This is a genomic window from Lentzea sp. CA-135723 (genome assembly GCF_050936595.1).
Lineage (GTDB): Bacteria > Actinomycetota > Actinomycetes > Mycobacteriales > Pseudonocardiaceae > Lentzea.
Map to the genome: position 1 here is coordinate 1,207,050 of NZ_JBNJMK010000002.1, position 21,878 is coordinate 1,228,927.

Consider the following 21,878-nt stretch of genomic DNA (forward strand, 5'->3'; position numbering starts at 1 on the left):
TGACGTCCTGAGACGGCTGGCTTTGCGGCGCGGGTGCTGTGGCGGCGAGCGGTTTGTGGTGGTTGGGGTCCGCGACGTTTGGGTCCTGTGAGGTTTGTTCTGTGAAGTGTGATTGTGTCTGCTAAGTGAGAAGTAGCCCAATCGGATGCTGACTGTGATCAGGCAGGCACCATACGTTGACGCCTCGACCGGGAATCGCCGGTCGCAGGCCGCGTGCTCGGGGGCACGCCAACGTTCGGGGGAGATACCCTGTGCGCCGATCTCGAAGAGGCACGACCTTAGCCGTCGCAGGTACCGCAGTTCTTCTGGCCGCACTCACCGCTGTCACGCCGGCGTCCGCAGATCCGGTCAAGGCAGCCAAGACCATCACCGATCGCACCGCGGCCCAGATCGCCGCGCTGCAGAGCATCAAGAAGTCGCTCACCCCAGCTGAGTCCAAAGTGGACAGCGCGCTCGTCGTCGAGGCGCGCAAGCGGGTTTCGGCGGCCACCACCAGTGCGCTTCCGCAGGTGCAGACCGGCGTTGCCGTGACGCCGAAGTCGACCACGCTCGTGGACATCCGCGCCAAGCAGTACTCCGAGGACCTGGTCAACGCTGTCCGCGCGGCGGGTGGACAGATCAGGGCAGTGTCCCCGGAGCACCGCACGGTGCGGGCAGAGGTGCCGGTCGCGAAGATCTCCGAGATCGCCGCGCGGTCCGACGTGGCACGCGTCGAGCCCGGCAGCGACGCGATGACGCAGGACGTGAAGAGCCAGAAGGACAAGAAGTCCAAGGCTCCGTCCAAAGAGGACAAGGCGCGGGAGATCGAGCGCCGGCTCGCGGAGAAAACGCTTTCCGTGCAGGCCGCCAAGGTCGCGGAGAGCGACAAGGCGCACAACGCCGAGGCCGCGCGCGGCAGCTTCCGGGTCACCGGTGTCGGCGTGAAGCTCTGCGCGCTGTCGGACGGCGTGAGCTCGCTGACCGTGTCGCAGAACAACGGCGAACTGCCGGCCGTCGACGTCCTGACCGGGCAGGCGGGCTCCGGTGACGAGGGCACCGCGATGCTGGAGATCCTCCACGACATCGCCCCGAACGCCGAACTCGGCTTCGCCACGGCGTTCAACGGTGACGCGAGCTTCGCCGACAACATCAAGAAGCTGCGCTTCGAGCTCGGCTGCGACGTCATCGTCGACGACGTCATCTACTTCAACGAGTCGCCCTTCCAGGACGGCATCATCGCGCGGGCGGTCGACGCGGTCGTCGCCGACGGCGCGATGTTCTTCTCCAGCGCTGGCAACCAGGGCAACGTCGTCGACGGCACCTCCGGCCACTACGAGGGCCAGTTCGTCGACTCGGGCGTCGGCGTCGGCAAGTTCGCGGGCTCCGCGCACGACTTCAACCCGGACCCCAACCAGAAGCAGCTGTTCAACCCGCTGTCGAACTTCTCCGGCGACACCCCGACCGTCCTGCACTGGGCCGACCCGCTCGGCCAGTCGGCCAACGACTACGACCTCTACCTGGTCAACGCCCAGGGCAACGTCGTGACGTTCAGCCAGAACAACCAGGACGGCGCGCAGGACCCGTACGAGCGCATCAACACCCCGGCGAGCTCCACGGGCACGCGCCTCGCGGTCGTGAAGTACCGCGGTGAGGACAAGTACTTCGCGCTGTCGCTGTTCGGCGGCCGGTTCGCCGACTCCAACGACGGCCTCAAGAAGTACGTCACGCCCGGCACGACCCGCGGCCACTCGGCGGCCAACGGCGCGATCTCGGTCGCGGCCGCACCCGCCGCCGGCGCACTGCCGTTCGACCTCGAGCCCGGCGACCCCGCCAACCCGAGGGGCCCGTTCCCCGGCGCCTACGACGGCACGCAGAAGCCGGAGCGCTTCACCTCCGACGGACCGCGCAAGACGTTCTTCGCGCCCGACGGCACCCCGCTCGCCCAGACCCGGCAGAAGCCGGACATCACCGCGGCCGACGGCGTGACCACGTCGGTGCCGGGCTTCGCGCCGTTCTTCGGCACGTCCGCCGCGGCCCCGAACGCCGCCGCGATCGCCGGCCTGATCCTGTCCGGCAACCCGACGCTGACGCCCGCCGAGGTCAAGGAAGCCCTGACCACCACGGCGATCGACATCGTCGAGTCCGGTGTGGACAACCGCACCGGCGCCGGCATCGTGATGGCCGACCGCGCCCTCGCCTACACGGGTGCGTCGCCGCAGGCCCTGGCCCGCGCGCAGAAGCCGACTGTCGTCAACGACAACGACGGAAGCGCTTTCCTCAAGCCCGGCACCACGTCCACGGTCACGGTGCCGGTCGCGAACAACGGTGACGGCTCGGCCGCGTCGACCTCGGTCGTGCTGTCGACGACGTCCGCCGGCGTCACCATCGCGCCGCGCTCCAAGTACTACGGCAACATCGACCCCGGCCAGACCGTCAGCAACACCTTCAAGGTGACCGTGCCGGCGAACGCCGCGCTCGGTTCGGCGGTCAAGCTCGACGCCCGCGTCACGTACTCGGGCGCGACCTCGCCGGGCACCACCTCGTTCACGCTCCGCGTGGGTGAGCCGTCCCGCCAGTACCAGACGTTCGCGTACACCGGTGCGCCGATCGCCATCCCGGACAACGACCAGACCGGCGTCTCGGTCTCGCTGCCCGTCACGGGCGTCGGGGCCGCGTCGAACCTGAAGTTCTCCGTGGACGGCGCGACGTGCAGCGCGACGGAAGGCGCGACGACGGTCGGCATCGACCACACGTTCGTCGGTGACCTGGTGGGCACGCTCACCTCGCCGTCGGGCAAGAGCGTCACGCTGTTCTCACGCGCCGGCGGCACCGGCAACAACATCTGCCAGGCCGTGTTCAACGACGACGCCACGACCTCGTTCTCGAGCGTGACGTCCGCTCAGGCGCCGTTCACGGGCTCGTGGAAGCCGGTCACGCCGCTGTCGGCGCTGACCGCCGACCCGGCCGACGGCACCTGGACGTTCAAGGTCGCCGACGTCGTGGGCTCCGACCGCGGCTCGCTGCGCGCCGTCACCCTGCAGATCGCCGGCTGGGTGTGATGAGCTAGCCACCGCAACGACGAAGGCCCCCGGCTCGCGAGCCGGGGGCCTTCCTCGTACCAAAACCTGTCTAGCGGTTCGGCCACTCCCACCGGATGCCGAACACACCGGGTCCGAACCCGAGCGCCACGGCGTGCACGCCGCCACCCGAGTCCAGCGTGAGGTTGCGGCGCCGCGACGGCGTCTCGTCCCCGGCCGGCACGCTGTACTGCTGCACGCGCGACGGCAGGTTCGTCTCGTCGAACCGCACCTCGATCACGTACTCGCGGACCGGCAGCCGGAACTTGCGCGCGAACGTGTTGTTGCCCTTGGGGGCGTGACCCTCCGGGAACACCAGCTGGTATTCCATGATCAGGGTCTCGCCGCGGGTCAGCGGCCGTTCGAACATCATCTCCGCGACCATGATGTTGGCCTCGTGGTCGCGGGCGATGCGGCCGAGGTGGCAGTTGCGCACGTTCGTGATCTCGGGGAGCACGTCGCTCTCCTCGGTCTCGAACACGAGCGCCCACCGGTCAGGACCGTCCTGCTCCGCCCGCAGGATCTGCCGCACCCACACGGATTTCTGCCCGCCGTCGGCAGAGATCTCGATGCGGTCGTGCTGGCTGATCCGGCCGAGCTTCAGGTCGGACGACGTGTCGACCTTGGAGAGCAGGTTCGCGACCCGCTCCCGGCGCGCCCACAGCGCGTCGATCGGCATCATCGTCGTCGGACGGCATCGGCGGCCTCGCGGACGAGGCGGTCCGAGCAACGCCGACAGACCCGACTGAGGCACGCCCAGGACCGACTCGAGGTGCCGCAGCGCCTCCAGTGATTCAGGGCGTTCAGGCCTTCGCCGTCCTGACTGCCAGTAGCTGAGCGTCGCGACGCTGATGGTCACGCCGCGCAGTGCCAACCGGTGCTGGATGCGGTCGAGGCTGAGTCGGCTCGCCTTGATCGCCGCCCTCAACGCTTCCGGGAACGGTCCCGTCGTCAAGAGCTGCGTAAGGCTGCCGTGGCCCGTTGAGTCAGTGTCGTCAACGGTCAGTGTTGGTCGACCGGCAGCAGTCGTCATGGTGACTCCCCGCTGTCATAAGATCACGCCCCAGTGACCCTACCCGTCCGTGAACATCGCTGGTCGGAGCCGGATGGAGTCAATGGTTAATCCATACGGTTGATGAGTTCACGCTTTCGAGACTCATCTGTCAAGCGTTACGAACTCATCGGTAACATCTCCGTGCCGTGCACGGCCCGTGTCGGACCGGTTCTAGAGTGTGCACGGTGACCGATTTCGACGTGCTGACCTCGGAGGTCAGGTGAGCCGGGTACGTCCGGTTCCCGGCGGCAGGGCCGTCGAGGTCGAACCGGAACGCGTCCTGGGGTGGATCGGCAGATTCTCCACCCGGCACGGCGAGGTCGCCATCTCAGTAGGTCAGGCCGAGGTCGTGGTCACCGCCGCGGACGGCGCCACGGCCACGTTCCCCACGCGCGGCGGCACCTCTGTGGAAGAGGTCGTCGCGAAGCTGGCCGAGCCCCGCCGGATCGGGCTCGTGCTCGTGCGGCTCGGCGGTCACAGCGTCGGGATCGCGCACGGCGGCAGGGTCGAGGTGTCGGCTACGGACCGCAAGCAGGTGCACGGCCGCATCCGGGCAGGCGGGTGGTCGCAGCAGCGGTTCGCCCGCCGCAGAGAAGGACAGGCCCGCGTCGCGCTCCAGGCCGCCGCGGACGACGTCGCCAGGGTCCTCGTGCCGCGCCTCGGCGACCTCGACTCCGTGGTGCTCGGCGGCGACTGGCAGGCGCTCGACGTCCTGCGCGACGACCGCAGGCTCTCGGACGTCTTCAAGCTGGCCGAGGACCGCGTCCTGGACGTCCCGGAACCCCGGCGCACGGTCCTCGACGAGGCCGCTGAACGGGCCCGATGCGTCGAGATCGTGATCCAGGACACACGGGCAACCGATGCGGGGCCCGGCCGCATGGATACGGGTGAGGGTGCCTGATCCTGGCGCCACTGACACCTGCTGGAGCTGTTCAAGTGCGCAAACGAATGGTGATCGTGGCCGGAGCGGTCGCGCTGGGTGCCATCGGCATCGCGGTGCCGGCTCTCGCGCTGAGCGGTGGCGAGACCACCCCGCCCCAGCCCACGACGTCCGCTCCGCAGCCGCCCACCTCCGTCCCGGTCACGCCGCCGGTGTCCACGGCGACCAAGACGCCCGTCGAGACCACGCCGCCGACCTCGGCCCCGACCAAGACGCCGACCACCTGGACGGCTCCGACCCCGACCTCGTCGCGGCCCGCGACGACGCCGCCGATCGAGACGTCGCCCGCCACCAAGCCGCCGGTCTCGACCACCTGGGCCACCCGGCCCCCGACGAGCGCGCCCGTCGCGACGACGCCCGCCGGGTGAGGAGTCCCCGCTGAACTGGGAGGCCGAGTTCACCGACTGCTTCGACCGGTGCGCCGACTCGATGCGCTTCACGGCGTTCCTGCTGTGCGGCAACTGGCACGAGGCGGAGGACGTCATGCAGTCGGCGTTCTTGAAGCTGTACCTGGCAGGTCCCAAGCTCGCGGACCGGTCGGGGCTCGAACCGTACCTGCGGCAGATCGTCGTGCGGACGTTCCTCGCGGAACGCCGCAAAGTGCGCTGGCGCAGGGAGAAGCTGACTGACGCACCCCCAGAGGGCCTGTCCTCCGCCATCGCGGCGGAGGACAGGCTCGTGGTGTGGCAGGCGCTCACGGCCGTCCCCGCACGGCAGCGCGCTGTCCTCGTGCTGCGCTTTTGGCACGATCTGAGCGTCGAGGACACGGCGGCCGCGCTGAAGTGCTCGACGGGCACGGTGAAGTCGCAGAGCAGCAAGGGCCTGGCGGCGTTGCGGCGCGAGCTGGGCCCCGAATTCGACCACTTGAGGCTGGAGGTGTGATGGTTCGCGAGGACGACCTGCGGGCGACCTTCTCCGCCCTGCGCGACGAAGAGGCTCCGCCGCGTGTCATCACCGCGGCCGACCTGATCTCGCGCGGCGAGGCCGTGCGCACCCGGCGCCGCCGCACCCTCGCCGTCGCCGGCAGCGCCCTCGCGACCGTCGGCGTGGTCGCGGTGGCGCTCGCCGTGCTGCCCGGCGCGGCACCCGTGGGGCCCGCCGTCGTGCCGTCGGTCACCTCCGTGCCGCCCGCGCCTACCACCACCACGCCTCCGGTGACGCCCCCGTCCAGTTCGGTGGAGACGCCCCCGAGCGCGCCGGTGGCGACCACGCCGCGGTCGAGCGAGGTGAAGGCGCCCGTGTCCGCGCCGCCCAGCACGACGACGTCGTCGGCGCCGGTCACCAAGCCGCCCACGTCGGCGTCGCGGAGACCGGACGTGCCCCAGTCGACGACGCTCACCCCTCCGGCCTCGCAGGGCTGACGTCGCGAGAGTTCAGGGAGGCGGGCAGGTCGTGGCCTTGCTGCGGGCTGAGGCCGCCGCTGAGCCGCTCAGCCGGCCGTGCCGGTCGACAGCAGCCCGCCGTCCACCCGCACGGTCTCGCCGGTGATCCACGACGCCCCGTCCGAGCAGAGGAACGCCACGAGCGAGGCGACGTCCTGCGGTGTGCCCAGCCGCTTCATCGGGTACTGCTGCACCGCCTCCTCCTCACGCCCCACGTACAGCGCCTCGGCGAACTTCGTCTTCACCAGGGCGGGCGCGACGGCGTTCACCCGCACCTTCGGGCCGAGCTGCCAGGCGAGCTCCTCGGTCAGCCGGATCAGCGCGGCCTTCGAGGCGCCGTAAGCGCCGATCACGCCGGTCGAGCGGATGCCGCCGACCGACACCACGTTCACGACCGCGCCGCCGTGCTCCGCCATCCACGCCTTCCACGCGAGCTGGACGAAGCCGAGCGCGGCCACCACGTTCACGTCGAAGATCTTCCGGACCGCGTTGAGGTCCGCCTCCATCAGGAAGCCGTATTGCGGGTTGATGCCGGTGTTGTTCACGAGCACGTCGAGGCTGCCGAACTCCTCCACGGTGCGTGCGACGGCCTCGGCGCGTGCGTCTTCATCGCCCGCGTTGCCCACCACGGCGAGGACACGGCCGCCGGTGTCGGAGCGCAGCTTCGCGGCCGCCTCCTCGAGCTGGTCCGCCTTGCGGCCGGTGATCGTGACGGACGCGCCTCGCGTGAGGAGCTCGTGCGCGATGCCGAGGCCGATGCCGCGGGACGCGCCGGTGACCAGGGCGGCCCTGCCCGAGAAGTCTTCGCTCATAGCCGCAATCTATGCGTCCGGACACAGGTGGGAAATTCGATGGTCGCCATCCCGTAGAATCAGTTCCGTGATCCTCCTGGAGTAGGCCGACCCGGACGTGCCATCCCTTGTCATGCCCGGCTTTTCGCAACTGCTCGGAGTTTCTCTTGATCACCGCAACCGACATGGAGTTGCGCGCGGGCTCACGCATTCTCGTGAGTGGCGCCAACCTGCGCGTTCAGCCCGGCGACCGAATCGGCCTCGTCGGCCGCAACGGTGCCGGCAAGACCACCTCGCTGCGCGTCCTCGCCGGTGAGGGCGAGCCGTACGCCGGCGCGATCATGCGCAAGGGCGCGCTCGGCTACCTGCCGCAGGACCCGCGCGAGGGCGACCTGTCCGTCATCGCCAAGGACCGCGTGCTGTCCGCGCGCGGCCTCGACCAGCTGCTCCGCGACATGGAGAAGGCCCAGTCGAAGATGTCGGAGCTGGTCGACCCCGACGAGCTCGACAAGGCCGTCACCAAGTACGGCAAGCTCGAGGAGCGGTTCGCCGCGCTCGGCGGGTACGCCGCCGAGTCCGAGGCCGCCCGCATCTGCTCGAACCTCGGCCTGCCCGACCGCGTTCTGGCGCAGCCGTTGAGCACGCTCTCCGGTGGTCAGCGCCGCCGTGTCGAGCTGGCGCGCATCCTGTTCGCCGCCTCCGAGGCGGGCGTCGGCGCGAAGTCCAGCACGATCCTGCTGATCGACGAGCCCACGAACCACCTCGACGCCGACTCGATCACGTGGCTGCGCGGGTTCCTCAAGTCGCACGACGGCGGGCTCGTCGTGATCTCGCACGACGTGGAGCTGCTCGACGACGTCGTGAACAAGGTGTGGTTCCTCGACGCGATTCGCGGTGAGGTCGACATCTACAACCTGGGCTGGAAGAAGTACCTCGAAGCCCGTGCGACGGACGAGAAGCGCCGCCGCCGTGAGCGCGCCAACGCCGAGAAGAAGGCCGGCGCGCTGATGACGCAGGCCGCCAAGATGGGCGCGAAGGCCACCAAGGCCGTTGCGGCGCAGAACATGGCGAAGCGCGCGCAGAAGCTGCTCGACGGCCTCGACGACATCCGCCAGAGCGACAAGGTCGCGCGGATCAGCTTCCCGGCGCCCGCGCCGTGCGGCAAGACCCCTTTGATGGCAGAGGGTCTGAGCAAGTCCTACGGCTCGCTGGAGATCTTCACCGGCGTGGACCTGGCCATCGACAAGGGATCCAGGGTCGTCGTCCTCGGTTTCAACGGCGCCGGCAAGACGACGCTGCTGCGGTTGCTGGGCGGCAGCGAGAAGATGGACGCCGGCAAGGTCGTGCCCGGTCACGGCCTGAAGATCGGCTACTTCGCGCAGGAGCACGAGACGCTCGACCACAACGCGTCGGTGTGGGAGAACATCCGCCACATGGCGCCGGACGAGCAGGAGCAGAAGCTGCGCTCGTTGCTCGGCACGTTCCTCTTCAGCGGCGAGCAGCTCGACCAGCCCGCTGGCACGTTGTCCGGTGGCGAGAAGACGCGACTGGCGCTCGCCGGTCTGGTGTCGTCGGCGGCGAACGTGCTGCTGCTCGACGAGCCGACGAACAACCTCGACCCGGCCTCGCGCGAGCAGGTTCTGGACGCGTTGCGGCGCTACGAGGGCGCTGTCGTGCTGGTGACGCACGACCCCGGCGCGGTCGAGGCGCTGGAGCCCGAGCGGGTCATCCTGCTGCCCGACGGCACGGAGGACCACTGGTCCGAGGACTACCTCGAACTCGTCCAGCTGGCGTGATCTCCACCCGTCAAAGGACTACCGAGCGCGTTCTATGATCAACTCAGTGTGATCGAATCGACCGTTCGGCGATCTCTTTGCTTGATCACCTGGCGTTCTGCCGGTTCCTGTTCGATCATTGCGACGACAGGGGCCGTCAAACGGCCCACCTGCTCGTACGGAAGGCGGGACAAGGTGGCTGACCTGAAGAAGGGTGCCCGGATCACCGGCGCCACGCGGGACAAGCTGGCCGCTGACCTGAAGAAGAAGTACGAAAAGGGCGCGAGCATCCGGGCTTTGGCCGAGAGCACCGGGCGTTCCTACGGCTTCGTGCACCGGGTTCTTTCGGAATCCGGGGTCACGCTGCGCGGTCGCGGTGGCGCCACCCGCACGAAGAAGAAGTAGCCACAACTCAGACTGCTACTCTCCGGTAACTAGTCTCTAGTTCGCCGGAGGTAACTCATGCCAGTGCCATCAATCGACGCTGGTGTGCTCGAGCGCGGTGGCGTTCGGCTCGCGATCTCCGGGCCGCGCGCGACCATCACGCTCGATCGTCCCGACGTGCTCAACGCGCAGACGCCCGCCACGTGGCAGGCGTTGCGGCACATCGGCGAACAGCTGGACCCGGACGTCCGCGTCGTGGTCGTCCGGGGATCCGGCCGCGCCTTCTCGGCGGGGCTGGACCGGCGCATGTTCACCGGTGAGCCCGTCGACGGCGAACCCGGTGGTCTCGGTGCGATCCTCGCGCTGTCCCCCTCCGAGGCGGACGAGCGGATCGCGTCGTACCAGGCCGGGTTCTCCTGGCTGCGCGACCCGGCACGCGTGACGATCGCCGCGGTGCACGGGCACGCCATCGGTGCGGGCTTCCAGTTGGCGCTGGCGTGCGACTTCCGCGTGCTCGCCGAGGACGCGCAGTTCTGCATGGCCGAGACCGGGCTGGGTCTGGTGCCGGATCTCGGTGGCACGCTGCCGCTGGTGCGACTCGTGGGGTATTCGCGCGCGGCCGAGATCTGCGTGACCTCCCGGCGGGTGCCGGCGGAGGAGTCGCTGCGGATCGGCCTCGCGAACTCCGTCGTGCCTTCATCTGAGCTGGACGCGGCGGTGGACGCACTGGTGGCTGCCGTCGTCGCGCCTGCCGCTGGAGCGGTTTCGGAGACGCTGGCGCTGATCGCGTCCGCTGCCTCCGGGGTTTCCGCCGCCGAACAGCTCGCGGTGGAGCGTGCCGCCCAGCTGCGCCGGCTGCAGTCTTTCGCGGCTTTGTCCGCTCAAAGCTGAACTGTGTTCGTCCGCTAGCTCCGCGCGAAGGAATTGTCAGACCGCTGTGCTGTTCTAGACAGCGTGGACGGTTACAGCTCCTGGCGATTCATGATGGGGGTCACCTCGGACGCGCCTGACAAGGTGCGCCGGGGGACTTTCCGTCGCGTGCTGGCCTTCGCCCGGCCGCACCGGGCGAAGCTCTTCTTCTTCCTGCTGCTGACGGTGGTGTCGTCGGTTCTGGCGGTGTCGACGCCGCTGCTCGCCGGCCGGGTGGTCGACGCGATCGTCGGCGGTTCGGCGCCTTCGGTCGTGGTGTGGCTGGCGGTGGCGATCGCTGTGATCGCGGTGGTGGACGCCGGTTTAGGGGTGGTCGAGCGTTGGCAGTCGACGCGCATCGGTGAGGGTCTGATCTACGACCTGCGTCGTGCCGTGTTCGGTCATGTGCAGAAGATGCCCGTTGCGTTCTTCACGCGCACCCGCACGGGTGCTTTGGTTTCGCGGTTGAACAACGACGTGATCGGCGCGCAGCGTGCGTTCACGTCGACGTTGTCGGGCTTCGTCACGAACATCATCCAGCTGGCGCTGTCGCTGGGCGTCATGTTCACGTTGTCGTGGCAGGTCACGGCGTTGGCCTTGGTGCTGTTGCCCGTCTTCGTGCTGCCCGCCAAGCGGATGGGGCGCCGGATGGCCGACATGCAGCGCGAGGCCTCTTCGTTGAACGCGTCGATGGTCACGCAGTCGACCGAGCGCTTCTCCGCGCCGGGTGCGACGCTGGTGAAGCTCTTCGGCCGTCCCGACCGCGAGGAGCGGGAGTTCTCGGACAAGGCCGCGAAGGTGCGCGACATCGGCATCCGCACCGCGATGGCCACCCGCTGGTTCATGACGGGCCTGACCCTGGTGTCGGCGCTGGCGCAGGCGCTGGTCTACGGCCTCGGCGGCTACCTCGCCCTGACCGGCCACCTGGCCGCGGGTGCCGTGGTGTCGCTGGCGCTGCTGCTGACGCGCCTGTACGCGCCGTTGACGGCGTTGGCGAACGCCCGCGTCGACCTGATGACGGCGATGGTGTCGTTCGAGCGCGTCTTCGAGGTGCTCGACCTGGACCCGATGATCAAGGAGAGCCCGGACGCCCGCCCGATGCCGGACGGGCCGGTGTCGGTGGAGTTCTCGGACGTCCGCTTCGGCTACCCGTCCGCGGACAAGGTGTCCCTCGCATCGCTGGAGTCGGTGGCCACTTTGGACACTCGCGGCGGCGAGGAAGTGCTGCACGGCATCAGCTTCACGGCCGCGGCGGGTTCGCTGGTGGCGCTGGTGGGCTCGTCCGGCGCCGGCAAGTCGACGCTCGCCTCGCTGGTGCCCCGCCTGTACGACGTCGACTCGGGCGTGGTGCGACTGTCCGGTGTGGACGTACGAGACCTGACGTTCGACGCCCTGCGCTCCTCGGTCGGCGTGGTCACCCAGGACGGCCACCTGTTCCACGACACGATCCGCGCCAACCTCGAGTACGCCTCTCCTGGAGCGACCGACGACGAACTGTGGGACTCGCTGCGCCGAGCCCGCCTGCTGGACCTCGTCGCCTCCCTGCCGGACCAGCTCGACACGGTCGTGGGCGAACGCGGCTACCGCCTCTCCGGCGGTGAACGCCAACGCCTCACCATCGCCCGCCTGCTGCTGGCCAAGCCGCGCGTCGTCATCCTCGACGAGGCCACCGCGCACCTCGACTCGGAGTCCGAGGCGGCGGTCCAGGAAGCCCTGACCGAGGCGCTGCAGGGCCGCACCTCCCTGGTGATCGCACACCGCCTCTCGACCATCAGGTCGGCCGACCAGATCCTGGTGCTCGAACACGGCGAGATCGTGGAACGAGGCACGCACACCGAACTGATGACGGCCGAGGGCCGCTACGCGGATCTCTACAACACCCAGTTCGCCGAGCCCCCGGTCGTAGGAGTGCTGCCGACGCCGAAGTTCAGCGAGCGGATGGAGGCGACGCAACCGACCTGATCCCGCGGCCAGCGGTGGAGGCGACCCAGCCGATCGGCTGGGCGGGGCCTCAGCCGGGTGGCCGGGTGATCGGCTGATGGAGCGCGGGTCCAGGTCCGCCACGGTGGAAACACCAAGGCGGAAGGGATCGGCATGGACAACTCCGGGGTCGGCGCGGATACGCCAGGCGCGCGCCGAGGGTGCGGGACCGGGCGCAGTGGGCGCAGCAGCTGGGCGCGCCGAAGGTGGCGGGCTCGCGGGCGCGGTGGAACGAGACGGCGCGGGCGGCCAGGGGGTGGCCGGCGGGCTGTTGGGCGGTGCGGGGCCGGTCGGCGTCGGTTGTCCGGATGCGGTCGGCGGGCTCGCGGGTGGTGCGGGGCCGGGTGGTGTGGGCGGTCCGGGGGCGGCTGGCGTGCGCGTGGGCGTCGCGGGCACAGCAGGTGTGCGCGTCGAGGGTGGCGGGCTTGCGGGCAGTGAGCGGCCGGACGGTGTGGGCGGCCTGGGGGCGGCGGGCGGGCTGTCGGGCGGTGCGGGGCCGGACGGCGTCGGTTGTCCGGATGCGGCCGGCGGGCTCGCGGGCGGTTCAGGGCCGGGTGGTGTGGGTGGTCCTGGGGCGGCCGGAGTGCGCGCGTGGGTGCCGCGGGCGCGGCGAGTGTGCGCGTCGAGGGTGGCGGGCTTGCGGGCAGTGAGCGATCGGGCGGCGTGGACGGCCCAAGGGTGGCGGGCGGTGCAGAGCCAGGTGGCGTGGGAGGTCCGCAGGAGGCTGGCGAGCGCGCGGCTGGTGCGGGACTGCGTGGTGGTCGTGACGCGGGGGCGGCAAGCGAGCGCGCGGTTGGGCGGGACCCGGTGGCGTGGACACATTCCGGGCGGTCGGCGGTCGGCGGTCGGCGGTCGGCGGTCGGCGGGCGTGTGGTCGGGTGCGGGGCCAGGCGATGTGGGCGAGGGCGGGCGGCGAGTGAGTCGCAGGGCGCTGTTCGCCCGTGCTGGTGCGGCGGTTGCCGGCGGGTTGGTCCTGTTGGGGCATGCTGCTGCGGCGCCCGCCGGTTCGGCGCAAACGCGCCTGGTTCAGCGACCGGGCCGCGGCGGTCACCGAAGCGTTCCACCGCGGCCTGCTCGTCCCCAGGGAGCTCAGCCCTTGAGGAACGCCGCCGCCGCGTTCTGCGCGCTCGCCGACGACCCGCCCTTCTCGACGAGCACGGCGAACGCGACGTCGTTCTGGTAGCCCACGAACCAGCCGTGCTCGTCACCGCCGCCCGCCTCCGCGGTGCCGGTCTTGCCCGCGAGGCCGGGGATCCCGGCCAGCTGCTTCGCGGTCCCGGACGTCACGACCTCGCGCATCATCGCCCGCAACGGCGCCAGCACGCCGGCGGGCGGACCGGCCGCCACGTCGTTCGCCTCGGTCGGCTTGCCGCGCATCAACGTCGGCGTCGGTGCACGGCCGGACGCGACGGTCGCGGCGACCACGGCCATGCCGAACGGGCTCGCCATCACGTTGCCCTGCCCGAAGCTGTTCTCCACCTGCTGGTCACCGGTCGCGGCGGGCACCTTGCCGGTGTTCGTCTCCGCGCCGGGGATCGTCCAGTCGGCACCGAGGCCGAACCGCTTCGCCATGTCCGGCAGGGCGTTCGGCGGCAGCTTCGACCCCAGCTCGCCGAACGTCGTGTTGCAGGACAACGCGAACGCCGTGTGGAACGGCAGGCTGTCGTGCCCGAAGCCCGCGTTGCTGATCGTGCGGGTGCCGATGGTCGCCTTGGCCGGGCACGGCACGGCGGTGCCGGACTGCACCAGGCCCGCGTTCATCGCCGCCGCCGCTGTGATGATCTTCATCGTCGAGCCGGGAGCGTACCGGCCGACGAACGGGTTGGTGCCCGAGAGCGTCTTGTTCTGCGCCACGGCCAGGATCTCGCCGGTCGACGGCTGGATCGCGACGATCGCCGCGCCCTGCGGCACCGCGTCCACCGCGGCCTGGGCCGCCGCCTGCCTGCGCGCGTCGATGGTGACGGTGATCTTCTGACCGGCCTGCGGGTCCTTGCCGGCCAGCCTGGTGAACGTGCCGCCGGCGGTGATGCCGGCCTCCCAGCCGTCGACACCCGCCACGTCGCCGACCGTGCCGGTGATCGTCTTGTACAGGCCGTCCGGGATCGTGCCCTGCGTCAACGGGCTGCCGTCCCTGCCGAGCAGCGCGCCCTCCGCGATCGCCTTGCGGTAGGTCAGGGACGCGCCCTCGGTCAGCTGCGGGTGCACGATCGACGGCACCCAGTGGACCTTCCAGGCGCCTTCGACGCGGACCATCGGGATCTTCACGTCGTACGCCAGCGGCGTCGCGCTCGGCAGCGACCAGCTGACCGACGCGGTGAGCTCGGTCGTGGTGGCGTCGGCGGGCGGCGGTGCGCCCGCGGCGACGCTGGCCCGGAACCCCGACTGGGCCATGCCGGTCGCGGTCGCCTCCAGCGCCTTGGTCGCGGCCTCCGGCGCGTCGGTGAACACCGCGGCGCTGGCCGGTCCCGAGATCGCCCTGGTCAGGAACGACGACGCCACCTGCGCGGGCGTCTCGGCCGTCTTCGTGGGCAGGTCGTCAGCGACGACGACGTTCCTGCTGCCCGACCACAGGAACACGCCCCCCACGACGACGATGGCCGTCGTGGTGAGCGCGCCGCTGATCAGGATCCATCTGCGAGTCTTCTGTTCCACCGTTTCAAATCCCCCAGGTGAGTGCTTCCCCGGTGGGAGACTAACGGCGAACAGCTGACAGGCGACTGAGGATTTCTACCTATCCGCGCTACCTATCCGAGCTGCGGGACGCGGGTCTGGTAGTGGCGGAGCATGTCGGCGTTGGCCGCGTCGCCGCCCTCCACGTTCGCGCTGCGCCACAACGGCAGCCGCACACCCGACTCGGCCGCCTTGTCGTGCAGGCGCACCATCAGCAGGTTCCACAGGAACGTCGTCGCGACAGTGGAGATCGCCGCCGTCACCGGCGCCTCGACCGGGTAGGTGGAGTCGCCCGGCGGCACCAGGTTGTCCAGCACGACCGTCGCGACCTCGGCCAGCGTCACCCCGGCGCGGCGCGGGGCCTGCGCGCTCGACGCCACCGACGTCACGGCGACGACCGGGCAGCCCTTGCTCGCGGCCTCCTGTGCCAGCTCGACGGGGTAGTAGTTCACGCCCGAGGTCGAGAAGACGAACAGCACGTCGTGCGGTGCGATCCCGGACTCGCCGAGCACCTCGGCGGCCAGCCCCGACCGGCGTTCGGCGGACGTGCTGCTGATCGCGCCGTGCATCGGCAGCAGTTCGGGGTGGTAGATCGGGCGGACGCAGGCGAGGCCGCCCGCGCGGTAGAAGGTCTCGGCGACCGCCGCGAGCGAGTGCCCCGCGCCCGCGGTGAGGAGGATGCCGTCGGCCTGGACGGCGGCCAGCACGAGCTCGGCCACGTCGTCGAGAGCGGCCGCGTTGTGCTGCTCGACGCGCGTCAGGTGCGTGCGCACGAGGTTGCCGTAGTCGGACCCGGTCACGGTGTCGGTCGTCATGCGGGTCAGTAGTACCGGATTGCAGATGACCTCACCAGTAACCCGAGCACCACAAAGCTCGATACGCGCGATGACGGGACTTGTGCGGACGGGGGTGGGTTGGATCAGACGACACTTCTACTTCTGGGTGGTGCTGGTCGCCGTGTTCACGGCGGCGGGCGCCACGAACATCGCGCTGGCGATCACCTACTCCGAGCTGTGGCCCGTGTGGCTGGCGCTCGCACTGCTCGTCGTCGCGGTCGGCTGCGCGCGTGCGGCGGTCCACGCCCGGCCCTAGGACCGGTCCGGTCCGGTTTATGACAACGATGGACAGGTTGCCAGACACATCCGATGTCTTGGCTTGACTTCGACGCGCGCCCCGGACGAGTTTGGCAGGCGGGCGCTGCGAGTCGAAGGGGACACACCAGTGGTCGAAGCTGTTGGTCGACGGGGATTCATCGTGGGTACGGCGGCTGCCGCGGTAGCCGTGGGCGCACTTTCGGGAACGCGGGCGCACGCGGCGGCGCCGGAGGCCGTGGACGAGATCGACCCGATGATCGGGGCGGTGACGACCGGCGCGGACACCGCGTGCGGCAAGACGTTCCCCGGTCCGGTCACGCCGTTCGGCATGGTCCAACTGGGCCCCGACACCGTGAGCGGCGGGGACAACGGCAGCGGTTACTCCGCGGACATGACGACCATCGAGGGGTTCAGCTTCACGCACATGGGCGGCGTCGGCTGCTACGGCGACCTCGGCAACCTCCAGGTCATGCCGCAGACGGGCCCGCTGGTCACGGGTCGGGACGCGGCCAAGAGCCCGTTCGCCAAGTCGTCCGAGGTCGCGCGGGCGGGCTACTACGCCGTCACGCTCGACCGCTACCGCGTGCGGGCCGAGCTCACGGCCGCCGCCCGCGCGGGCATCCTGCGGTTCACGTTCCAGGACGCCGGCACGGGACGGATCAAGGTCGACCTGTCGCGGCGGGTCGGCTTCGACGGCACGCACTCGGTCGCGCAGCACCTGAAGCAGGTCGACGCGCACACCGTCGAGGGCTGGATGCGCTGCGACCGGCTCGGCGGCGGCTGGATCTGCGGCAACGGCCCCTACTACACCGTGCACTTCTCGCTGCAGTTCCAGCAGCCGATCCGCACGCTCGGCGTGTGGGAGGGCGACCGGGTCGACAACGACGTCCGCGAGTGGACGACCGTCGCCACCGACTCCGGCTTCTTCGTGGAGCTGCCGGTGCGCGCGGGCCAGCAGGTCCTGGTGAAGTCGGGCATCTCGTTCAGCTCGGTCGACGGCGCGCGGGCCAACCGCGAACGCGAGATCTCCGGCTGGGACTTCGACGGCACGGCCCGCGCCGCGAGGAAGAAGTGGGCCGACGCGATCGCGAAGGTCAGCGTCACCGGCGGCACCGCGGACCAGCGCACGATCTTCGCCACCGCGCTCTACCACACCATGATCGACCCGAGGGTGGTCAGCGACGTCAACTCGGGTGACCGGTACGGCCGCCGCACCATCTTCAGCGGCTGGGACGTCTTCCGCTCCGAGTTCCCCCTGCTGTCCATCATCGACGACCAGGTCGTCAGCGACCAGATCAACACCCTGATGGAGCTCACCCGCACCGGCGCAGTCCGAGGCCTCGCCAAGTGGGAACTGCTGGGCATCGACACGAACACGATGCTCGGCGACCCGGCCGTCAACGTCATCGCGGAGGCCGTGACCAAGGGCATCAAGGGCTTCGACGCCGAGGCCGCCTACAAGATGTGCCGCGACGTGGCACTGGGCCCGGCGGAACGCTCCAACCGCAACGACTTCGCCAACTGGCACAAGCTCGGCTACGCGGTCGAGACCAGCCTCTCCACCACCGTCGAGAACTCCTACTCCGACTTCGCGCTGGCCCGCATGGCCGAGAAGCTCGGCCACCGCGACGACGCCGCGAAGCTCCGCGCCACCGCCAAGAACTACCGCAACGTCTTCAACCACGACGTGGGCTGGTTCCGCGGCCGCAACGCCGACGGCTCGTGGATGGACGCGAACTCCGGCTGCATCGAGAGCAACCCCGAACAGCAGGGCTGGTTCGTCCCGCACGACGTCCCCGGCCTCATCGAACTGGCGGGCGGGCGGCAGAAGTTCATCGACCGCCTCAACGGCATCTTCGAGCGCACCCCGCCCGAGCAGATGATGAAGTGGAACGAGAACTACAACCACTCCAACGAACCCGTGCACCAGATGCCGTTCATGTTCACCTACGCCGGCGCCCCGTGGCTGACCCAGAAGTGGTCGCGCTACGTGTGCGACAACGCCTACCGCACCGGCCCGAACGGCCTGGCGGGCAACGACGACTGCGGCCAGATGTCGGCCTGGTACGTGTTCGCGGCGGCCGGTTTCTACCCCGTGTCACCGGTGTCCGGCGTCTACGTCCTCGGCAGCCCGATCTTCTCCTCCACTGCCTTCCGCACGTCGCGCAACCGCACCTTCACCATCAAGCGCGAAGGTGACGGCATCTACGTGCAGTCCGCGCAGCTCAACGGCCGCGGGCTCGACCGGGCGTGGATCACGCACGACGAGGTGATGTCCGGCGGCACGCTGACGATGCGGATGGGCGCGGAGCCGAACAAGGCGTGGGGCAGCGACCCGAAGAACGCCCCGCCCGCCTGATCAACCGCAGTCGTCAACGCAAGCTGACCACCGTCTAGGCCCGGCGCGCGCACTCAACCGGATAGCCGTCAACGCAAAGCCAGCCACCTACGAGTCCTGGCGTGGCGAAGCGGAGCGAGCCCGTACGGGCTGATTCCACTCCGGTCAGCGGTGCCACCCATCGCCACCCACGCGCTTCGGCAGGACCCGCGCGAGCACCCTCGCAACCGCAATCCAACCCCAGAACGCGACCAACCCCGCTGGAACGCGAACACCAACGGAACCGAACCCGCGCCCGCCTAAGCGAGCAGCGAGACCCCCAACGCCGACGCCGTGTGCAGCACCGAGTTGCGGTGGCGTTGGGCCACGGCCAGTCCCGCGTCCCGCAGCACCGAGGCGTGGGCACTGGCCGACGCGGCCGAGATCCCCAGCCGCCGCGCCAGTTCCGACGTCGTGCACCCGCCCGCGATCACCTCCAGCGCGGCGGCACGGGTCCGGCCGAGCAACGCCTCCAACGACCGCTTGCCCGCGCTCGTCACGTGCAGGTCGCGGGCGATCGGGTAGACGAGCACCGGCGTGCGGCTCTGGTCGCGCAGCATGATCGGCCGTTCCCAGCAGAAGTACGACGGCACGAGGACCAGGCCCTGGCCGCGCAACCACACGTCCCGATGAGGGAAGCGGGACTCGATCGACAGCACCGGCGGCGACCACGAGATCGTCGGGTGCAGGCCGGCGAGCATGCCCTCGCAGCCGCTGTCCAGAAAGGACCTGGCCCGCACCGCGCGGTCCGCGTCGACGACGGCGCGCACCTCGTCCCAGATCGGGGCGAGCGCGTGCCGGTGGTAGGCGCGCAACGCCTCGCCGAGCGAGTCCAGAGCGGCCACGTCGCCGTCGGCCAGCAGGTGGGTGCGCGGGTCTGGGCGTGGGCTGTCCAGCTGGCCCAGGTCCGCTCGCAGCGACTCGACCGGGGTGGACAGCACGGCGTCGATGCCCGCGTCGACCGCGCACGCGCCCGCCGTGGGCGTGAGGAAGTCGGGGGAGTATCCGACCGGGGGCGCGAGCTGCATCAGCCAGCGGGTGTCGTCGGGCAGGGTGGCCTTGACGGCCGCCCGCCACGTGCCGAACACGGGCGTGGCCGACCGCTGCCGCAGCACGTGCAGGCTCAGCAGGATCTCCCACATCGGGTCGGGGCCGGCGGCGACGCGCACCCTCGCCAGGTCCTCCGCCGTGAAGTGGACACGCAGCACGGCAAGCAGAGTGGCACAGCGACCCGGGACCTGTACCGGATTCGAGACGACTCATCCGAATGGTGCATATCGCCCACTCTGCGTGGGTCCTTGCGCGCGCAGAACCCGTTCTACCTGGCTTATTCGGGTCCGGCCGAATGTGGTGGCGACCCGGCGAACCCGACCGCCAAGCTTCGTGCCGAGCGCCGGGCAAGGGGACGGCGCCACCACTGAGGGGATCGCACTGATGAAGCTCGCGAAGTTCACCGGGGCCGTCGCGGCCGCCGGTGTCGCCATGACCATCCTGACCGCGCCCGTCGCGTTCGCCGCGCCCGGCGAGACCGTCATCCCGGCCGCCGCCGAGCTCGGCGTCCAGGGCGAAGGCGTGCTGCCGCACCAGTTCCAGGTGCAGAAGACCGGCTACTGGTGTTCCGCGGCCGCCGCCCGCATCGCGCTGACGGCGCGCGGCAAGTACGTCGAGCAGTCGACGCTGGCGTCGTTCATGAAGGTCACGACCGACGGCCTGCCCAACATCAAGAACCTCGAGAACGCGCTCGACCACTACACCGGCTCGACCTACTACCAGGTCAAGCAGTGGACGTCCGACTCGCAGCTGCTCACGAAGCTCAAGGCCGACGTCGTCTACAACGCGAACCGCGGCCACGCCGTCGTCATCAACGTCATCCGCCTCAACGGCCGCAGCTACTCCGGCGGCCACTACGCCACGATCGTCGGCTACCGCGCGGGCGGCAACGAGTTCGCCGTCGCCGACCCCGCCTACGCCGGCGGCGCGCTGCACTGGCTGAGCGCGTCCGGCGTGTCGTCGGGCATCAAGCTCCGCCGGTATGTCGCGTGAGGTCCTGAGGCCGATCGACGTCCACGCCGTCCGCCACGTCAGCGCACTCGACGAGGCGGACGGTGTGGGCTTTCAGGTAGTCCCGCGCGCCCTGGTCGCCCGCCGCCGACGCCATCACGCCCGCGAAGTGGTCCGAGCCGATCAGCACCGGATGCCCGATCTCGCCGTCATAAGTGGCACGGGCGAGCGCCTTCGGTTCGGCGAGCGCCGTCAACCGGTGCAGCGCCTCGACCGTCACGCCCGGTGTGTCCACGGGCAGCACGAGCACCGCGTCCGCCAGGCCGACGGCACGCAGGCCGGTGCGCAACGACGAGCCCATGCCGCTGGACCAGTCAGGGTTGTCGACCACGGTCACACCGGACAGCTCGGCACGTTCGCGCACGTCAGCGGCCTGCGCGCCGAGCACGACGACGACCGGGTCGCAGCCGGCCGCTCTCAGCAGGCCGGCGGCCGAGTCCACGAAGAGCTTGCCGTGCAACGACACGAGCGCCTTCGGAGTGCCGAACCGGCGGCCGGCCCCCGCGGCGAGCAGCAGACCGGCCACGCGCATGGAGCTGAATCTAGTTGAGGTTCTCCAAGATCAGGGAGGAAGCCGCCTCCGGGATCTCCTCGGGGATCCAGTGGCTCACGTCCTCGACCATCTCGAACCGGTACGGCCCGGTGCACCACTTCTCGGTCTCGAACGCCGCGACCGACCCGAACGCCACGTCCTCGGTGCTCCACACGTACATCGTCTTCACGCTGATCTTGTCCGCGGCGCCGTCCGGCCGCCCGGCGCGGTACCAGTTCAGCGCCGCCGTCAGCGCGCCCGGTTCGGACAGCCGCTGCACGTACTCCTCCACGTGCGAGGGCCGGACCCGCCACTCGAACATCTGCTTGAGGGCGTGCGCGTTGTTGTCGAGCATGCGCTTCTCGGTGCTGCGCTCCCGCCAGTCGCGCATGTACTGCGACCGCATCGCCTGCTCCTCGTCGGTCTGCAGGGCGGTCCTCAACGCGCCGGGGTGCGGCGTCGAGAACACGGTCAGCGTGCGCAGCCGCTCGGGGTGCTCGATCGCGGTCCACCACGCGACGGCGCCGCCCCAGTCGTGCCCGACCAGGTCGAACGTGGTCCAGCCCAGCGCGTCGGCCATCGCGAGCACGTCGCCGACCAGGTGCGTCACCGAGTACTCCGACACCTGCTCCGGGCGCACGCCGGGGGAGTAGCCGCGCTGGTCGGGGGCGATAGCGCGGAAGCCGTTCACGCCGAGCACCGCGACCTGGTGCTCCCACTCGAGCGCGGCCTCGGGGAACCCGTGCAGCAGCAGCACCGGGCGGCCGTCCTCCGGGCCGGACGCGATGGCGTCGAAGGAGCCTGCCTCGGTCTCGATGCTGATGTGCTCGATCACAGGCCCGACACTACTGGTGTGAGCTGGCTCTCAACGGC

Annotated in this window: 19 protein-coding genes; 12 read left to right on the forward strand and 7 right to left on the reverse strand. The window is 70.2% G+C overall.

All coding sequences use genetic code 11. The features are described from left to right. Positions 1 to 251 precede the first annotated feature (251 nt). Positions 252 to 3,038: a S8 family serine peptidase gene (locus ACQEU1_RS41565; RefSeq protein ID WP_433215127.1), complete on the forward strand. Its 2,787-nt coding sequence runs from the start codon at positions 252 to 254 to the stop codon at positions 3,036 to 3,038. 70 nt (positions 3,039 to 3,108) lie between these two features. Here the strand turns inward: ACQEU1_RS41565 and ACQEU1_RS41570 are convergent, their stop codons facing one another. Next, the gene (locus ACQEU1_RS41570; RefSeq protein ID WP_245822512.1) at positions 3,109 to 4,011 is read right to left on the reverse strand and encodes a helix-turn-helix domain-containing protein; all 903 of its coding nucleotides are present in this window, start codon (positions 4,009 to 4,011) and stop codon (positions 3,109 to 3,111) included. A 319-nt stretch (positions 4,012 to 4,330) separates the two neighbouring features. On the opposite strand from ACQEU1_RS41570, the gene ACQEU1_RS41575 reads away from it, so the two are divergent. Genes ACQEU1_RS41575 through ACQEU1_RS41590 form a run of 4 tightly spaced genes read left to right on the forward strand, consistent with a single transcriptional unit; the run spans position 4,331 to position 6,411 of the window. After that, positions 4,331 to 5,011: an acVLRF1 family peptidyl-tRNA hydrolase gene (locus tag ACQEU1_RS41575; protein ID WP_433215131.1), complete on the forward strand. Its 681-nt coding sequence runs from the start codon at positions 4,331 to 4,333 to the stop codon at positions 5,009 to 5,011. Positions 5,012 to 5,046: 35 nt separating this feature from the next. After that, positions 5,047 to 5,418: a hypothetical protein gene (locus ACQEU1_RS41580; protein ID WP_433217110.1), complete on the forward strand. Its 372-nt coding sequence runs from the start codon at positions 5,047 to 5,049 to the stop codon at positions 5,416 to 5,418. 10 nt (positions 5,419 to 5,428) lie between these two features. Then, a complete protein-coding gene (locus ACQEU1_RS41585; protein ID WP_285632890.1) occupies positions 5,429 to 5,932 on the forward strand; it encodes a SigE family RNA polymerase sigma factor in 504 nt (167 codons plus the stop codon). Next, positions 5,932 to 6,411 (forward strand): hypothetical protein, encoded by a 480-nt coding sequence (locus ACQEU1_RS41590; RefSeq protein WP_433215134.1) that lies wholly within the window; start codon positions 5,932 to 5,934, stop codon positions 6,409 to 6,411. The genes ACQEU1_RS41585 and ACQEU1_RS41590 overlap by 1 nt, the downstream gene beginning before the upstream one ends. Before the next feature lie 68 nt (positions 6,412 to 6,479). Here ACQEU1_RS41590 and ACQEU1_RS41595 read toward each other — a convergent pair whose 3' ends face one another. Further along, a complete protein-coding gene (locus ACQEU1_RS41595; RefSeq protein ID WP_433215137.1) occupies positions 6,480 to 7,244 on the reverse strand; it encodes an SDR family oxidoreductase in 765 nt (254 codons plus the stop codon). A 146-nt stretch (positions 7,245 to 7,390) separates the two neighbouring features. On the opposite strand from ACQEU1_RS41595, the gene ACQEU1_RS41600 reads away from it, so the two are divergent. The 4 genes from ACQEU1_RS41600 (at position 7,391) to ACQEU1_RS41615 (ending at position 12,253) form a co-directional block, all read left to right on the forward strand. Then, a complete protein-coding gene (locus ACQEU1_RS41600) occupies positions 7,391 to 9,019 on the forward strand; it encodes an ABC-F family ATP-binding cassette domain-containing protein (protein WP_433215140.1) in 1,629 nt (542 codons plus the stop codon). A gap of 174 nt (positions 9,020 to 9,193) precedes the next feature. Beyond that, positions 9,194 to 9,403: a helix-turn-helix domain-containing protein gene (locus ACQEU1_RS41605; RefSeq protein WP_030473247.1), complete on the forward strand. Its 210-nt coding sequence runs from the start codon at positions 9,194 to 9,196 to the stop codon at positions 9,401 to 9,403. Positions 9,404 to 9,460: 57 nt separating this feature from the next. Further along, entirely contained in the window at positions 9,461 to 10,273 is an 813-nt protein-coding gene (locus ACQEU1_RS41610; RefSeq protein ID WP_433215145.1) for an enoyl-CoA hydratase/isomerase family protein, read from the forward strand. A gap of 90 nt (positions 10,274 to 10,363) precedes the next feature. Further along, positions 10,364 to 12,253, forward strand: coding sequence for an ABC transporter ATP-binding protein (locus ACQEU1_RS41615; RefSeq protein WP_433217059.1), 1,890 nt, complete (start codon positions 10,364 to 10,366; stop codon positions 12,251 to 12,253). A gap of 1,107 nt (positions 12,254 to 13,360) precedes the next feature. Here the strand turns inward: ACQEU1_RS41615 and ACQEU1_RS41620 are convergent. Beyond that, positions 13,361 to 14,923: a penicillin-binding transpeptidase domain-containing protein gene (locus ACQEU1_RS41620; protein WP_433215148.1), complete on the reverse strand. Its 1,563-nt coding sequence runs from the start codon at positions 14,921 to 14,923 to the stop codon at positions 13,361 to 13,363. Between the two features lie 92 nt (positions 14,924 to 15,015). Then, positions 15,016 to 15,756: an SIS domain-containing protein gene (locus tag ACQEU1_RS41625; RefSeq protein ID WP_433215150.1), complete on the reverse strand. Its 741-nt coding sequence runs from the start codon at positions 15,754 to 15,756 to the stop codon at positions 15,016 to 15,018. A gap of 70 nt (positions 15,757 to 15,826) precedes the next feature. Here ACQEU1_RS41625 and ACQEU1_RS41630 point away from each other — a divergent pair, with 70 nt between their 5' ends. Beyond that, a complete protein-coding gene (locus tag ACQEU1_RS41630; protein ID WP_433215153.1) occupies positions 15,827 to 16,033 on the forward strand; it encodes a hypothetical protein in 207 nt (68 codons plus the stop codon). Between the two features lie 162 nt (positions 16,034 to 16,195). Continuing rightward, a complete protein-coding gene (locus ACQEU1_RS41635; protein ID WP_433215156.1) occupies positions 16,196 to 18,394 on the forward strand; it encodes a GH92 family glycosyl hydrolase in 2,199 nt (732 codons plus the stop codon). Between the two features lie 278 nt (positions 18,395 to 18,672). Here ACQEU1_RS41635 and ACQEU1_RS41640 read toward each other — a convergent pair whose 3' ends face one another. Further along, on the reverse strand, positions 18,673 to 19,620 hold the full coding sequence (locus tag ACQEU1_RS41640) for a hypothetical protein (protein ID WP_433215159.1): 948 nt from the start codon (positions 19,618 to 19,620) through the stop codon (positions 18,673 to 18,675). Positions 19,621 to 19,846: 226 nt separating this feature from the next. Between ACQEU1_RS41640 and ACQEU1_RS41645 the strand changes: the two genes are divergently transcribed. After that, positions 19,847 to 20,455, forward strand: coding sequence for a C39 family peptidase (locus ACQEU1_RS41645; RefSeq protein ID WP_433215162.1), 609 nt, complete (start codon positions 19,847 to 19,849; stop codon positions 20,453 to 20,455). Here ACQEU1_RS41645 and ACQEU1_RS41650 read toward each other — a convergent pair. Together ACQEU1_RS41650 and ACQEU1_RS41655 are read right to left on the reverse strand one after the other, a co-directional pair. Continuing rightward, a complete protein-coding gene (locus ACQEU1_RS41650) occupies positions 20,430 to 21,005 on the reverse strand; it encodes a nucleotidyltransferase family protein (RefSeq protein ID WP_433215165.1) in 576 nt (191 codons plus the stop codon). The two genes, ACQEU1_RS41645 and ACQEU1_RS41650, sit on opposite strands and share 26 nt — an antisense overlap. A gap of 10 nt (positions 21,006 to 21,015) precedes the next feature. Beyond that, entirely contained in the window at positions 21,016 to 21,840 is an 825-nt protein-coding gene (locus ACQEU1_RS41655; protein WP_433215168.1) for an alpha/beta fold hydrolase, read from the reverse strand. Between the last annotated feature and the right edge of the window lie 38 nt (positions 21,841 to 21,878).

Excerpts from the sequence above, each read along its gene's own strand:
- ACQEU1_RS41590 (WP_433215134.1), top strand. The coding sequence starts at position 5,932 with ATGGTTCGCGAGGACGACCTGCGGGCGACCTTCTCCGCCCTGCGCGAC.
- ACQEU1_RS41595 (WP_433215137.1), bottom strand. The coding sequence starts at position 7,244 with ATGAGCGAAGACTTCTCGGGCAGGGCCGCCCTGGTCACCGGCGCGTCC.
- ACQEU1_RS41610 (WP_433215145.1), top strand. The coding sequence starts at position 9,461 with ATGCCAGTGCCATCAATCGACGCTGGTGTGCTCGAGCGCGGTGGCGTT.
- ACQEU1_RS41615 (WP_433217059.1), top strand. The coding sequence starts at position 10,364 with ATGATGGGGGTCACCTCGGACGCGCCTGACAAGGTGCGCCGGGGGACT.
- ACQEU1_RS41625 (WP_433215150.1), bottom strand. The coding sequence starts at position 15,756 with ATGACGACCGACACCGTGACCGGGTCCGACTACGGCAACCTCGTGCGC.
- ACQEU1_RS41630 (WP_433215153.1), top strand. The coding sequence starts at position 15,827 with ATGACGGGACTTGTGCGGACGGGGGTGGGTTGGATCAGACGACACTTC.
- ACQEU1_RS41645 (WP_433215162.1), top strand. The coding sequence starts at position 19,847 with ATGAAGCTCGCGAAGTTCACCGGGGCCGTCGCGGCCGCCGGTGTCGCC.
- ACQEU1_RS41650 (WP_433215165.1), bottom strand. The coding sequence starts at position 21,005 with ATGCGCGTGGCCGGTCTGCTGCTCGCCGCGGGGGCCGGCCGCCGGTTC.